Genomic DNA, 14113 nt, shown 5'->3' with positions numbered 1-14113 from the left:
CCCGTCCGCGGGAGGCCGGCCGACCGCGGCCTGCGGCTCCGGGCGGGCGCGGGTGGTGGCGAGACGGTAGGAGCCGGTGCCGGTCTCGACGATGCCGCCACCGAAGGTGAGGCGGTCGACGACGGCAGCGCGAGGACGCGGGTCGGTGAAGGTCCTCGTCCGGCCGGACAGGGCTTCGTTCGAGGCGACAGCCACCCGGGCGGGACGCTCCTGGCGCAGCAGCCGGGTGATCAGCTCGTCGGCGCCCGTGGGAGCATGCCTCGGGCGGGGCGGCAGCGACCTCCCCGGACGGACCGAACGAAGGGTTGCTCACATGGGGAACATATCGGCCGAGCGGCGTCGCATCCTGCAGTCGCCTCCGCCCGCGCTTGTCGCGCAGGCGGCGGCGAACCCCGGCGGATCGGTTGCGGTGATCGATCCCGACCTGGTCGGCGACCCCAACGGCTACATCCCGGGGGAAGCGGTCCAGGGCGCCTGGCGGGTCGGCACGGACGGGAAGCTGACCGGGGAGTTCGTGGAGAATCCGAACTACGGCACGCCCAAGGACGACTTCGCCGCGCTCACGGACTCCGAGCACTGGTTGGACTGGCTCGGCCCGCAACCCGCCGTCGCGGTGCGCGACTCCATCGCGGAGATCCTCGACGAACAGGTGTCCGGCGCAACCCTGGAGTGGCTCAAGATCACCGATGTTCCGCGCTACCTCACCGGCGGCCGCCCGCACCCGGACGACGAGGACCGCATGATCGTCACGCGGGCCGGCATCGCCGTGTCCTTCGCTCTCTCCGTCATCAGCCCGGGACGCAAGCGGGAGATCCTCCAGGGCGCGTTCTCCTGGGCCGCCGTCGGACTCGACCGGCCGGGCGAGCGCAAGGACCAGGTCTGGCTCGACCTGCGAGCCGACCTGGACTGGGCCGAGACCGAACTCCGGAACCGGATCTACCACGTCAACCAGTCCCCTGTCTCCGGCCCCACCGCCTGACCGACCAGGAGGCGCCGGACCGGTTGGAACGGGGGGACGTGCAGCCGATGTGGAAGGTCCGCCGGCGCGGTGCGCTCCTGCGCCGTCGGCGGCTGCTGATCGCCCGCCAACTGCGGCCCCGAGGTCTCTGTTCCTGGCCCCGTGCCCTGTGGAACCGCCCCGTCGGCCCCCGAGGACGCGGCCGTCCGCGCCTGCCCTGCCTGCTGCTCATCCGGCCGCCGGTCGTCGTGGACGGCGCAGCGCTTTCAGGTCCATGACGCCGGGGGCTGGCGGCCGGGTGCTGCCGCGGGTGGGGCCGGTGTGCCGGGGCGGGGCCGGTGTGCCGGGGCGGTGGGCCCGGCCCCGGCGGCCGTGGACGGTCGGGGTGTCCGTGTCCCGGGGCGTGACGCAGGGTTTCTTCATCGCCGGCCGGTGGTGGTGGAGGGGTTCCGAGAACGGGATCGGGGCCGGGAGGATCGCGGCCCAGGTGGTCGCGGGTCTGCGCGAGGCGGCCCTGCGCGCCGTCTGCCTGCGGGAGAAGGCCGCCCGGCCGGACGGGGCACGGCCGGACATCAACCCGCACACGCCCGGCAACACCACGTGCTCCCTGGCCTCCATGCTCACCTTCGACAGCCGCGGGGGCCGTCGGCCCGGATCGCTCGGCCGGATCGTCCACACGGTGTCCGCCGGCCATCCGGAACGCATCGAGCCCCGTCGCCGGCGGCTCGGCCGCACCGAGGCGGCCCGGTTGCTGTCGGACGTGGCCGTGGAGGAGGCCGTGCGGTACACGGGCCCCCGGGATGTTCCCGCTCGAACGCGGGGCATGACCGGCCGGGTCGGGTACGGCCGGTGACGGCGTTGCGGCATCGGCCCATCCGGTCGGGGTGACCGTCCTGGCGACGGCCTGTGGGCAATGGAGCGTGTCGCTCCACCCTGCGTCCTAGGGACCTGGACTTCGGACTCGGCGCGCTGGCGGCCCAGGAGGACCTCCCCGCCCCCTTTGGTGCGGCGCCTTCTCCCGGGCGGGTATGGGCAGTGGAGCAGCCGGTGGCTGGCGAAGGGTGGGGCGGACGTGGTCAGACGCATCGTCGGTGTCGTGCTGGGGCTGGTGCCGGCCGGGATCGGCACGTTCTTTCTTGTCCTGGGCCCTCTCCGGGGCCGGCTCGTTTCCCAGCCGTTCTGCCTGGCGGCGGTGTTCTGCGCGGCCGCGCCGTTCTTCGACGACGCGGACGGTCCGGGCAGCGGCGACGGTGGGATCGGGATCGGTCTGTGAACAACCTCCCGGGGTACACCCCTCCGCAGCCGGACGGGCCGGGCCGGAGGGGCCCGGCGGCGGTGCCAGGACGACGGCACCACGGCCGCCGACGGAGCCGGCCGGCCCGCTCAGGCGGGCGAGCCGGACCAGATTACGTTCTTGCGCTGCGCCCCGAGCCCGTGGTCGATCCCGACGGAGAACGGGTCGGCCGCGCCGGCCGGCAGCGCGTACGCAGACACGCCGGTGGCCTCCTCGCCGGGCGCGAGGGAGCCGGGGAGGATCTTCATCCGGCTGCTCCCGTCGATCAGCGTGAAGACGGGACCGCCGAAGGCGTCCCTGACGAACGGCAGCCCCGCCCCTTCGAGCGAGACGCCCTGGGACCCGGTGTTGACGACGGTGATCCTCACCTGGACGATCTTGGCGTTCTTGGGGGCCTCGAAGACGGTCGTGCTGGGGACATAGCGCTCCGGCGCGGCCATGGTGACCTTCAGCCCGTCCGGGTACGTGTAGGACTGGCCGAACGACAGACGCCTGGCCCTCTCATCCGCAGCCGCCTTCTCCCGCTCGGCCGCGATCCGCTGCCGCTCCGCCTCGAGCCGCTGATTCTCGGCCTCGGCCCGTTCCTTCTCCTGGGCCGCCCTCGTCGCGGCGGCCTCGATCGCGGCTTCGGCCCGGACCCGCGCGGCTGCCTCCTCCGCCTTCCGTTCCTCGTTGACCGCCCGCAGCTGCGTCACGACGAACACGCCGGCACCGGTCGAGACCAGCAGACCGGTGATGCCCAGGACCACGCCCGCGAGTGCCGCCGCACGGTTGGTCGCGAGGCCCTTGCGCACCTGCCCCAGGCCGACGGCCCCCAGGATCACGGCGAGCAGGGCGGGCAGCCAGGACACCCAGAACAGGATCACGGCCAGGCTCAGTGTGGAACCGACGATCCCGAGCACCATGGCCGCGGTCCCCAGCCCGTTGCGGGGCGGCGGCACCGGCATCGGGTACGGGGCCCAGGACGGCGGAAGCGCCGCGAACGCCGGGGCCCCACCGCTGCCGGTGACATCGCCCCGGTCCGATCCCGGCGCGGTCCACGGGTCGTTGCCGGTCGTGTCCTCCACGGACCGTGTGTCAGTCGTGTCCTCGGACCGCGGGCCGGTCGTGTCCTCCACGGGCTGCGGGCTGTCGGGCGGGGCGGGAACGGTCATGCGAAATCCTTCACGCACGTGGAGACGAGGAGCGTCTGTCGGCTTCGGGGCCGAAGTCCGCCCCGATCCGGCGACTGCAGCGCCCCGACGTCCGCACGGCCGTCACCCGGGCAGGAAGAACCGCACGTCAGAGGCTGTCGCAGGACACCGGAAGCACCGGCGGGTGATCAACATACAGGGTGCCGGGAAACAGCCCGCCACCGACGGCCCGCCGGACCCGGGACACCCGCCGCCGCCGTCCCCTGGAGGATCACCACGGCCTGCGGCAACCCCGTCCCTCGCCCGCCGACCCCGGCCTGCCGCCGGCAGCACGGCCCGGATCCGTCGGAAAGTCAGGTCGGGAGCACGTCGGCCCACAGTCGTGCCGTCGGCGTGAGCGGCGGCGGGGGCCCGGTGTGCCGGAGGTGGGCCAGGGCTTCCGTGGTGCGGCCGAGGTCGATGAGGCAGCCGGCCGGCTCGTGGCGGTTGGTCCGGTCGGACGGTTCGAGGGCGGCGACGGCCTCCAAGGGGCGAGCAGACGAGCTTCTCCGAAGGCGCCGTTGTCGGGCCCGCTGGCACTGAGACCTCCTCGTCCATTCGCCCGCCCTTGCCCGTGTCGGTCGGTTGAGGAGTCTGGTTGCGGTCGACCGGGCGGATGCGGTGGTACTCCGACATGAGTAGAGACGCCGAGGTCATCGTGCTCGCCCGTTGGTCGGACGAGGTGATGGAACCACTGACGCAGGACGACCCGGAACGCACATGGCGAGGCCGCTTCGTCCCGACAGCGGGGCACTGGGGCTACGAGTTCGGGTGGGCCCTGGAGTTCGAGAAGATGCGTGCCCGCAAGGGCCTGCTCAGGCACCTGGAGTCGCTGGCGTGGCCGCATCCGCATACGGTGCAAGTTCTGCTTCGCGACCAGGACGACGACTGCTTCGGACTATGGATGTTCCAGGCGGGTCGGCTGGTGGAAGTCACCATTGCGCGCACCGGGCGCTTCCACCGGCCGGCACCGCCCGATGAGGACTTCGGACCCGACCCGGGCATGCTGCTGCGCACGGACCGGAACACGGATCTGCCCGCGCAGACCCCAGAAGCACACCGCGACACCCGCTCACCCTGGTAGACCGGCTCCGCAGACGTCAGGGCTGTCGACGCGCGCCTGTTCAGCGAACTGCACCATCAGACCGATAAGCACGGAACGATACGTCTCACTGCAGACGGAACCACAGGCGGATCACGGCCACGGCGACCCGGGCCGTGGAGGCACTGGTGCCGCGCCCGGGCCATCGCCACACCCGGCTGGGACCGACTCGTTCCGATCGGACAACGGCAGCAGTCGACGGACAGCCCGCGCACCGACCCCGCCCAGCGGCTCCCCGTACTCACCCTGCGCGAGGGCGGACTCCGGTCACGCCGGAACAGCCGGGCTTCGTTCCGGGCGGAGGCCGACGGACTCCACCCGCCGCACGACCGGGTCCGCCGGCCCGTCAGATCCTTCCCACCCGTTGGGCCGTCGGCCCCGCAGGAAAATCTTCGGCACGACCGGGGCCGGGCAAGCCGTTTTCTGATCGGTCGGCCGCAAGATTTCCTGTTTCCCGGGGACAGGGGCAGTGTCGGCCATACCCGGAAGCCACACTCCCACAGCACCGGCACCCGGCCCCTGTGACCACAGTGCGTCAGGCGTCCCGACCGGCCCGGCCTGCCCGGCGGGCGAGATGGAGGTGACGTTCGGTCACGGCGGGAAGCCGGCGACCCGGACCGCGTCCGGGGTGGCACGGGGGGAATCCGGGGCCAAGGCCGCCGTCGGCCGGACAACCACGCGGCGAACCGACTGACTGGCAGGCACGGCGCAGCATCCGGGCCTGCACGGTGTCCGTGTTCAGTAGGCGACGTCGATCGCTTCGATACCGGTGAACTCGACCTCGAGGCCTGCGGCGCGTCCGCCCTGCCTGAAGTAGACCTCCTGGAAGCCCTCCGCCATGATCTCGCGCAGCTTCTCCTCCCCCTCCTCCTTGTCCTGGGCGGCGAAGAGGCGCTCCGCGTAGGCCGGGGGAAGACGGACCGTCAGCGGACGCAGGCGGGCCGAGTCGCTGGTGCCGGCCGGGGCGGTGAAGCCGAAGTAGGCCCGCACCTCCACCGTGATGCCGCCGGTGCCGGCGGCCCGCCGGCGGGCCTTGCGGCGGACGCCGGGCTGCCACACCTTGTGCAGTTCGCGTTCCAGGGCCTCGTGGAGCGCGGCGCGGGGGTGTTTGCGCTGGCCCTTGAGGTAGCGCTCGACAGTGCGTCGGCTCACGCCCAGGCGCGCGGCCGCGACGGCCGTGTCGCCCTTGACGGCCTTGACCAGGGCCCGCATCCGGGCCTGCGCGGATTTCGGCAGCGGCCGGGTGAAGTGCTTGGGCGCGGCCCGGTCGAGGGCGTCGCCGATCTCCTCCATGGCGCTCTACTTCCCCTCGACGGCGGTGGTGTCGTGGCCCTTGATGTGGCGGGCCGGGTTGATCGGCTGCTCGCCCTCCAGCCAGTCCACGACGGTCAGCATGCTCTGGACGCCCTCGACCTTCGACAGGCCCGGGGTGGCGCCGAGGCGGAAGGTGCCGGGGAGCACGCCCTTGCCCGAGCCGGTGAGCGGCAGGAAGTCCAGCGGGCCGGGGCCGGGGCTGGCGTAGACGACGCAGTCGTTGTTGACGCCGAGCGGGTAGCGGCCGTTCGCGCGGGCGACGTTGGCCATCTTGCGGTGCATGTTCACGCGGGCCTTGGCGATGACGGCGGCCCGGATGTCGGGGCGCCACGTCGGGCGTTCCAGTGCCGACCAGGGCTCGCCGGGCCGGTAGTCCAGGCCCTGCGGGCGCTCGCGGAGTTTGCCGATGCCGAACTTCACCGTCGACTTCACGGCAGAGAGGACCATGGCGATCTGGTGGTGGCGCCAGGCGGCTGCGGCGAGCGGGTCGTCGGCCATCTGCGCCAGGTGCCCCAGGCCTTCGGCGGCCAGGGCCCGGCGCAGGGCGTCGAGGTCCTCGCCCGCGTCCTTGAGGAGGCGGTGGGCGGTCATCGCGGCGAGGAAGGCGCGCTCGTCGGTGTCCTTGTCGACCGGGATGCCGGCCTCGGTCATGGTGGTGACGTAGGCCTCGCGCAGGCGGTCGTGCCAGGGGTCGAGGTAGGCGCCGGACTGCTCGCGCAGGTAGGCCTCGATGGGGGCGACGTCGTGGCCGAGCTCGAGGGCGTAGGCGACGGTGGGCGTGGCGTACCAGGCCGGGCCCGTCGGGGGCCGGCCGGTGGGGGTGAACGGGGAGGGCAGGCGCGGGTCGGTCGGGATGTGGGACAGGTCGACCAGCCAGGAGCCGGGGACCTTCCTGTCGAAGGCGGGCCGGTGGACGTGGACCGGGCCCGAGAGTCCGACCGCCAGGCGGCTCGCGGCCGCGAGGTAGGCGGTGTTGATGTCGATGCCCACCGCGAACGGCTCCAGCATCTCCGCCTCCGAGAGGGTCTCGACCGGGCGGATCCACTGGTAGGACTCCTCGTCCAGGAACCCCCCGTCCCAGCCCTGCGCCGCCGGATGCTCGGCCGGGACCTCCGGCGGCGCCGCCCGGACCACCTCGGTCAGCGCGCCCGGGTTGGGCCCCGACACCCACCCTCCCGTGGCCTCGTCGCGCACCGCGCGGGTCGGCGGGCGCAGCGCGGTCATGAGTTCCAGGCCGCAGGTGGCGGTGGAGCCGCGGGGGGTGATGACGCGTTGGGCGTAGATGCCGAGGACGCGGGCCAGGTCCGGGGCGGGGAGCCGGTCGGCGTCGCCCCAGGCGCGGGTGTCCAGGGCGCGCCAGGGCAGGACGGCGAGCTGCACGCACTGACGGCGTCCGTCCTTGACGGGCCTGTAGATGCGGGCCCATGGGCCGAAGCCGCGGCGGGTGAGCTGCCACTTGGAGCGGGCGAGGGCCTTGACGACCTTGTGGTCCTCGGGCAGGCGCTGGGAGCGTCGGGTGGCCGGGTCGTCGTCCAGGGTGTCCGGCAGGCCGAAGCGGGCGGCGGCGGCCGCGGTGAGGACGATCAGCGGGTCGGAGTCCTTGCCGTTGCGGTGCAGGCGTGCGGTGCCCAGGCCGGACTCGCCCAGTGCCCAGGTGACCAGTTGGGCGAGGGTGGTGGCCGGGCATTCCAGGACGAGGCCGCCGACCCCGTGGGCGGTGCCGTCGCCGTCCAGTACCGCGAGCGGCCCGTTGGGGAACTGGCCGTCGAAGTAGGGGGCCGCCGGGCGTGCGGCGCGGCGAAGCGCCGGGGTGCCGGGGCTGGCCGCTGCGGGCCGGGCCGGCGGGGCGGAGGGCGTCTGGGGGGCCGCTGCGGGCGTCTCCTCCACCGATGCGGCGGGCAGCGGATCGGCCTGTGCCGGAGCGACCGGGGTGGGTGAGAGGGGCGAGGTGGACGCCGGTGTGAAGGCCGCCGGGACTTCCTCGACGGTCGAGGCGGCCGGGGTCGGGGCCGGGTACCGCTGGGCCCAGCCCTCCAGCAGCCGGGCGTATGCCTCCAGGCGCGGCGGCCTCGGGGCACTGCGGCCGTTCTCGTAGTTCTTCACTGTCTGCACCGTCGAGCGCAGTGCTTTCGCCAGCTGTGTCTGTGTGACGGCGGCGGCTTCCCGAAGGCGCACCCGCTCGGCCGGTTCCGGCAGCTGGGGGGCCGAGTCGTTCAGTAGCGCGTCCACCGCCGCGAAGAGCTCTTCCTGCGTGGGCATCAGGATCCCACCTCCTCCCCCCGAGGCTAGACCATTTTTAACCCTGACATCAACTCAAGGAACGCGTGTCGTGGTTCCCATATAGCCTTTTCTGCAAAGGGTTTGCATCAAGATGGCACGTGCTTCTCGGTCGGCTGTCTTATTCCTGAGGTACCTTCTCTCGGAGCGGCGCTCCCGGCTCTCGGTCGCTCACCGCCCGCCGTCCGTTCCCCTTGCCCGGCACGGGCGGGCACCCGACGTCCGCGGCCGGGAGCGCACTGCGGTGCCCACCCCGGCCCCGCTGGGATCAGGCGGGGACGCGCAGACCGCAGGCGGCGGCCAGGGCGCTCAGGCGGTCCGCGTGAAGCGCGGTGAAGAACCGCGCACCGGGCCCGGCGTCCGCCAGGCGGCGGTAGCTCGCCGCGGCGAGCAGGGTGGAGCGCAGCGGGGCCGGGATGCGGAAGGTCTCCCGCGCTCCGTGTCGGGCGACGGGCCCCGGGCCCGGCGAGGCCGTCCTCGGCAGGGCCAGTTCGTCGCCGTCGGGGGTGAGGTCCTGCAGGCGTGCGCCGCGCAGACGGTGCGGTGAGGCGCCGGTGGCCCAGGCCGCGGTGAGTGCGGCGGCGTAGAGCGGGTGGGCGACGTGGCGGCGGATCCTCTCCAGAACCACGGCCGGGGGCCGGAGTGCGGCAGGAAGGTCCCGGTCCGGGACCAGGATCCGCCCGCGGGCGCGGGCCGGCCCGGCCGGAGCACAGGGTGTGCGGACAGCGGGTTCGTGGAAGGCCGCGCCGAAATCCCTTGGCGCCCTGACCAGGTTGTCTGCGATCCTCGGACGCGTGCCAGCTCGTAACCGCCGTCTGCCGCGGCACCTGTCGTGGCCGCTCACCTCAACGGACATCTGCTCCGCCCTCGGTGAGACGCCCTCCAACGCCCTCCAGCTCGGCTTCTTCGACCACCACTGGACGGACAGGACGCTCCTCAAGGCCAGGTGGGTGCCACCGACCGGCTCGAACTACGGCACCGGCCTCCCTCCCGACTGGTGGTCGAGCGTCTGGATCACCGTCGGCCCCATCCCGAGCAGCGAGCGGGCCACCGCCCACCAGGTCCTGCGCGAACAGGCACTCCCCGAGCTCCGAACCTGGGTGGGAAAGGCCCGGAACGGCTCCGAAGCGTGGGCGCTGAGCAGGCACAGCATCGCCTGGCGGTACGTCGACCAGTCCCTGGACCTCAGCCACGACCAGCAGCCGTACCAGCCGGTCAAACTTCGCTCAGACGCCGTCAAAGTTCGATGAGACGGGTCAAGCACCGCAGTTTGCGAATGGAGCTGTTGGTTTGCGTCCCGTCTTGGTGGGCCTGGTCCCGGTCTCAAATGACCTGGTCCGATTCGCTCGTCGTCTCAGATGATCTGGTCCGTTGGTGCTGCTGTCGGTGAGGGGTGGCAGGCTGCGCCCATGAGTTATGACCTTGCTGTGTGGGAGGGCGAGCGGCCGGCGGATGACGCCGCTGCGGCCCTGTGCTTCACCGATCTGTACGACCGGTACATCGACACGGAGGAGCCTGCGGTTCCCCAGGTGGAGCGAATAGCGGCCTTCGTTGCGGCGCTCTTGGAACGGTGGCCGGATCTCACCGAGGACGAGGACGACATCTCGCCGTGGTCGACGGGTCCCCTGATCAGGGAGGCCCGCGGCCCGCTGATCTACTTCCCCATGCGCTGGTGTCAACGCTCTCTGGAATTTGGTTCTGGATCACTTTCCGTGCCAGGGCCACGGAGGGTCACCGAAACCGCGATCATGAACCCTCCTCCAAGACCTCTGGTTCCACCGAGCCGACGACGTCGTGCTCGACACCATCGTCATCCGAGACGAGCTGGTGACCGTCCAGGCCGCCGCGACGACCAGCGTCATGCGGCTTGGAGGACGCGTTTGCGCAGGAGGTCGAAGTTGGCGCGGCCGAACATCTGGCGTTTCAGCATCTTAAAAGTTACGTGGAATCTGCCGGGGTGATCATGTCTCTCCGGTGCAACCACGGACTTGGGAGATGTGTTGAGTGGCACGACGGTGCTGATGGAGAAGTGGCCTGTGCTCGGCAGGCATGAGCAGGCGGCGACCTGGCTGACGATCTGGACGGATCTCGGACGTGCGCCCCGCACGATCGATGCCTATGCCCGCGGGCTGGCCGAGTACCTGGTGATGTGCGAGCGGGAGGACGTCGACCCGGTCACCGCGAACCGCGCCCACATCGCCCTGTTCGTACGTGAGTTGACGTCGCGGCCGCACCGTCGGGGTGCGAACGTGGTGGCGATCGACTCGGGCGCCGGGCTGGCGAACGTCACGATCCAGCAGCGCCTGGTGCCGGTCCGCTTGTTCTACGACTTCCTAATGGAGGAAGGTCTGCGGGAGTCGAACCCGGTGGGCCGGGGCCGCTACACCCCTGGGCGACAGCGGGGCGGGCGACAGCACGGACTGGTACCGCGGCTGACGAAGCTGCCGTGGATCCCCAGCGAACAGCAGTGGCTGGGGATCCTGCAGGTCGCGCGGGCGGAGCCGGTCCGCAACCGGGTGATGCTGGCTCTGGCCTACGATGCCGCGCTGCGGCGGGAGGAGCTGTGCTCGCTTCGGACCGACGACCTCGATCCGGCCCATCGGACGCTGAGGGTGCGGGCGGAGACGACGAAGAACCGGCTGGAGCGGGTGGTGCCGTACTCGGCGTCGACCGGCGTGCTGATGTCGGTCTACCTCGCCCACCGGGCCACGATCAGCCGGGCCAGGGGGCCGCTGTTCCTGTCGGAGTCCCGGCGCAACCACGGGCAGCCTCTGACCCTGTGGACCTGGTCGAAGGTGGTCCGCCGGATCGCCCTGGAGGCCGGTGTCCCGCGGTTCTCGACCCACACCACCCGGCACCTGTGTCTGACCGATCTGGCTCGGATGGGCTGGGAGTTGCACGCGATCGCGACCTTCGCCGGCCACCGCAACACCGATTCCACGCTCCAGTACATCCACCTGTCCGGCCGGGACCTGGCCGACAAGCTGGCCCGCGGCATGGAGCACATCCATGCCTGGCGCATACAGATGCTCACCTCTGCGGACGGCGCGACGGCGGAGGTGCCGCGGTGACCGCACCACTGCCGGCCGTCGCCGCCGAGGACGGGGCCGGACGCTGGTCCTGGCCGATCTCCCCGCCCCGGGACAACGCCCCGGTGGCGGTGCGACCTGCCGAGGCCAGGGCCGTGGCCGACCTGGGCATGCACAATCTGCGGCGACTGCAGTACCACGACCCGTCCGCGCCGGGCTGGCGCGTGATCGCGCGGCTGCTGGCTCCGCTGGAGGCGGTCAACGCCGCACTGGACTCCCCACCCACCCCGCACCGCCGACGGGCCATGCTCGATGTGGTCGCGGTGCTGCTGACGCGGTGCGCGGAGACCGGCAGGACCTTCTGGGGCTGGACCGAGGAGGAATGGTTCCACCTGCTCGGCCGCACTCAGGCCGAGTTCCGCCAGCACGCGCCCGCCTGGGCAGGCGACGAGGTCCGCCCCTATCTCGCGGCGCACGCCTACCTGCTCGGTGGCTTCAACGAGTTCCACCGGCTCGGCAGCTTCCAGCGGCTCACCCTGGCCTGGCGGATCTTCGGACGCGACCGCGTCAACGGCGAGGTCGCACGACTTCGTACGGTCCTGGGCGCCTGGGGCTACCGGCTCGGCCGGGACGAGGACACCCTGCTCCCGATGGCGGCCTGCCAGCTGTTCCTGCTCAACCGCAGCCCGCACCTTGAAGACCTGGACACCGCTCTGTTCGACCGGATCCGCCGCGACGGGCTGCTGGAGGGCAGCCGGCTGAACACCCTGCACGCGATGCAGCGGGCGGTCGCCGAGCTCGGATTCTGTGATCCTCCCCGTCCCGGCACCGGCCGTCACTCGGCCCGAGCCAGTGGCGGCGCGCCGATCTGGGAACAGTGGGCCGACCGCTGGCACGCCACCTCGACGCTGACCCCGCGCGTTCGCGGCGGCGTCCGCTCGAACTTGCTCAAGGTCGGCCGGTGGATCGCCGCCGAACAGCCCGACGCCGCCGATCCGGCCGACTGGACCCGGCAGACCTGCGCTTCGTGGATTGCCGCACTGGACCGGATGAAGGTCGGCGACTACGTCCAGCGCACGACCGGGCTGGGCGACCGTCTCGGCAAGCCGCTGGAAGCGCCCAGCAAGGCCGCACAGATCACCGCGCTGCGGACGTTCTTCCGCGACTGCCAGGAATGGGAGTGGCTGCCCCGCCGCGTCGACCCCATTCGCGCATTGGCGATCCCCCGCAGCATCACCGCCCTCCTCGGACCCGACCCCAGGGTGATCGCCGACGAGGTCTGGGCGAAGCTGTTGTGGGCGGGCCTGAACCTGGAACCCGCCGACCTCCCCCAGACCCGCTCCGGGCATTTCTACCCCTTCGAACTGGTCCGCGCGGTCACACTGACCTGGCTGTTCTCCGGACAACGCAGCAACGAGATCGCCCGGCTGAAGGTGGGCTGCATCCGCTGGCAGCACGACGGGACAGCGATCGCCGGCAACTCGCAGCAGGTCCTGGCCCGCGACGCGGTCTGCCTGCTCGACGTCCCCACCCACAAGACCGGCACCGCCTTCACCAAACCGGTCGACCCGATCCTCGGCCAGGCCGTCGACGCCTGGCAGGCCGCCCGCCCCGACCAGCCGAAGTTCACCGACCGCCGCACCGGCGAGCTCGTCGACCCGCTGTTCGCGATCCGGGCCCGCCGCGTCTCCACCAGCTACATCAACAACACCATCATCCCCATGCTCTGCCGCAAGGCCGGAGTCCCGACCGCCGACATCCGCGGCAACATCACCAGCCACCGCGCCCGGTCCACCATCGCCAGCCAGCTCTACAACGCCAAAGAACCGATGACCCTGTTCGAACTGCAGGCCTGGCTCGGACACCGCTCCCCGCAATCCACCCAGTACTACGCGAAGATCACACCCACCACCCTGTCCAAGGCCTACTCCGAAGCCGGCTACTTCGAGCGCAACGTGCGCACCATCGAGGTCCTGGTCGACCGCGACGCCGTCGCCTCCGGCGCCGCCGCGGCCGGCGAACCCTGGCAGCACTACGACCTCGGACACGGCTACTGCAGCTACACCTTCTTCGAGCAGTGCCAGCACCGCATGGCTTGCGCACGCTGCGACTTCTACACGCCGAAGGACTCCACGAAGACCCAACTCCTGCAAGCCAAAAGCAACTTGCAGAAGTTGGCCATGTCCATCCCGCTGACCGACGACGAGCAGGCAGCTGTCGAGGACGGCCAGGCGGCCCTGGACCGGCTGCTCGACCGCCTCGCCGACACGCCTACTCCGGCTGGCCCGACACCACGCGAACTGGACGTGCCAGCGACGGCCCGCCTTCTGCCGCTTGTCGATGTCCGCCAGGGCGGGACGGGCTCCGCATTGCGCTGATATCGGAGTGCGCACAGGCCCGGGAGAGTGTCACAGTCACTGCCGTGACCTTGATGAACGTGCTCGTCGACTTCGCCCGAACCGGCCGGATCGGCCCGCTTCACTGCGGAATGCACTTGACCGAGGCTGAGGACCTCCTCGGTCAAGGGCGCCCGCACCCCGCCCACGTCATGAAGGGGCCCGATATCGACGGCTATCCGTACTCCTGGGGCGGACTCAAGTTGGACGTCACTCAGCGGGCAGTCAGCGGCATCTGGATCCATCTCTGGCCCGGTTCGACCGCGAAACTCCCCTCTCTCGTCCTGCCCGAATCAGAGTCGTTCGAGGCCACCGTGCTCCGCGAGGAACTGGTCACAGCCCTGGACGCCGCAGGTTGTGAGCACTATGTCAACGACACTCTCACGTTCGGCCAGCAGTCCAGCATCCTCACCCGGCCCTCTGACGTCTGCGCGGTCTTCAGTCTCCCTGGCCGGGACAACCACGTTCCTCACCGAGACCGCCACTACCTCGACGTGATGCACAAGCACACGGCTTGACATCGCTGATTCCACAGAATGATCTTGTTGTTGTGGCCCTCGACGGCGCCGGA

General features: G+C 71.4%; 13 protein-coding genes and 1 pseudogene. 8 read left to right on the top strand and 6 right to left on the bottom strand.

The window, feature by feature from the left end; genetic code table 11:
- Positions 1-24 precede the first annotated feature (24 nt).
- A pseudogene (locus ADK60_RS46105) lies at positions 25-195 on the bottom strand (IS21-like element helper ATPase IstB); the annotation flags it as partial.
- Positions 196-409: 214 nt separating this feature from the next.
- On the opposite strand from ADK60_RS46105, the gene ADK60_RS02305 reads away from it, so the two are divergent.
- The 3 genes from ADK60_RS02305 to ADK60_RS02295 all read left to right on the top strand — a co-directional run bounded on the left by ADK60_RS02305 (position 410) and on the right by ADK60_RS02295 (position 2231).
- The gene (locus ADK60_RS02305; protein WP_234370903.1) at positions 410-979 is read left to right on the top strand and encodes a hypothetical protein; all 570 of its coding nucleotides are present in this window, start codon (positions 410-412) and stop codon (positions 977-979) included.
- A gap of 466 nt (positions 980-1445) precedes the next feature.
- Entirely contained in the window at positions 1446-1811 is a 366-nt protein-coding gene (locus ADK60_RS02300) for a hypothetical protein (RefSeq protein ID WP_159400266.1), read from the top strand.
- A 219-nt stretch (positions 1812-2030) separates the two neighbouring features.
- A complete protein-coding gene (locus tag ADK60_RS02295) occupies positions 2031-2231 on the top strand; it encodes a hypothetical protein (protein ID WP_159400265.1) in 201 nt (66 codons plus the stop codon).
- Between the two features lie 110 nt (positions 2232-2341).
- On the opposite strand, the gene ADK60_RS02290 is transcribed toward ADK60_RS02295, so the two are convergent.
- On the bottom strand, positions 2342-3319 hold the full coding sequence (locus ADK60_RS02290; protein WP_159400264.1) for a DUF4190 domain-containing protein: 978 nt from the start codon (positions 3317-3319) through the stop codon (positions 2342-2344).
- Positions 3320-3738: 419 nt separating this feature from the next.
- Positions 3739-3912, bottom strand: a complete 174-nt coding sequence (locus tag ADK60_RS44415) for a hypothetical protein (protein ID WP_159400263.1) — start codon at positions 3910-3912, stop codon at positions 3739-3741.
- Between the two features lie 146 nt (positions 3913-4058).
- On the opposite strand from ADK60_RS44415, the gene ADK60_RS02285 reads away from it, so the two are divergent.
- Positions 4059-4508 (top strand): hypothetical protein, encoded by a 450-nt coding sequence (locus tag ADK60_RS02285; protein WP_053642805.1) that lies wholly within the window; start codon positions 4059-4061, stop codon positions 4506-4508.
- Positions 4509-5264: 756 nt separating this feature from the next.
- Here ADK60_RS02285 and tpg read toward each other — a convergent pair.
- The 3 genes from tpg to ADK60_RS02270 form a co-directional block, all read right to left on the bottom strand.
- Positions 5265-5819: a telomere-protecting terminal protein Tpg gene (gene tpg / locus ADK60_RS02280; protein ID WP_053642752.1), complete on the bottom strand. Its 555-nt coding sequence runs from the start codon at positions 5817-5819 to the stop codon at positions 5265-5267.
- Between the two features lie 6 nt (positions 5820-5825).
- Positions 5826-8099, bottom strand: a complete 2274-nt coding sequence (tap, locus tag ADK60_RS02275; protein WP_053642750.1) for a telomere-associated protein Tap — start codon at positions 8097-8099, stop codon at positions 5826-5828.
- Between the two features lie 286 nt (positions 8100-8385).
- Entirely contained in the window at positions 8386-8745 is a 360-nt protein-coding gene (locus tag ADK60_RS02270) for a hypothetical protein (RefSeq protein ID WP_053642749.1), read from the bottom strand.
- 166 nt (positions 8746-8911) lie between these two features.
- On the opposite strand from ADK60_RS02270, the gene ADK60_RS02265 reads away from it, so the two are divergent.
- The 4 genes from ADK60_RS02265 (at position 8912) to ADK60_RS02250 (ending at position 14060) form a co-directional block, all read left to right on the top strand.
- Complete coding sequence (locus tag ADK60_RS02265; RefSeq protein ID WP_159400262.1) at positions 8912-9367, top strand: hypothetical protein; 456 nt, start codon at positions 8912-8914, stop codon at positions 9365-9367.
- Between the two features lie 750 nt (positions 9368-10117).
- Positions 10118-11188, top strand: a complete 1071-nt coding sequence (locus tag ADK60_RS02260; RefSeq protein WP_234370902.1) for a tyrosine-type recombinase/integrase — start codon at positions 10118-10120, stop codon at positions 11186-11188.
- Entirely contained in the window at positions 11185-13524 is a 2340-nt protein-coding gene (locus ADK60_RS02255; RefSeq protein WP_234370901.1) for a tyrosine-type recombinase/integrase, read from the top strand. Before ADK60_RS02260 ends, ADK60_RS02255 begins: the two co-directional genes overlap by 4 nt.
- A gap of 44 nt (positions 13525-13568) precedes the next feature.
- Positions 13569-14060, top strand: a complete 492-nt coding sequence (locus ADK60_RS02250) for a hypothetical protein (protein ID WP_053642745.1) — start codon at positions 13569-13571, stop codon at positions 14058-14060.
- Positions 14061-14113: the final 53 nt, after the last annotated feature.

It is taken from the genome of Streptomyces sp. XY431, assembly GCF_001279805.1.
Classification (GTDB): Bacteria; Actinomycetota; Actinomycetes; order Streptomycetales; family Streptomycetaceae; genus Kitasatospora; species Kitasatospora purpeofusca.
The sequence above is the reverse complement of the archived record's forward strand: the minus strand, read 5'-3'. Positions and strand labels throughout refer to the sequence as shown.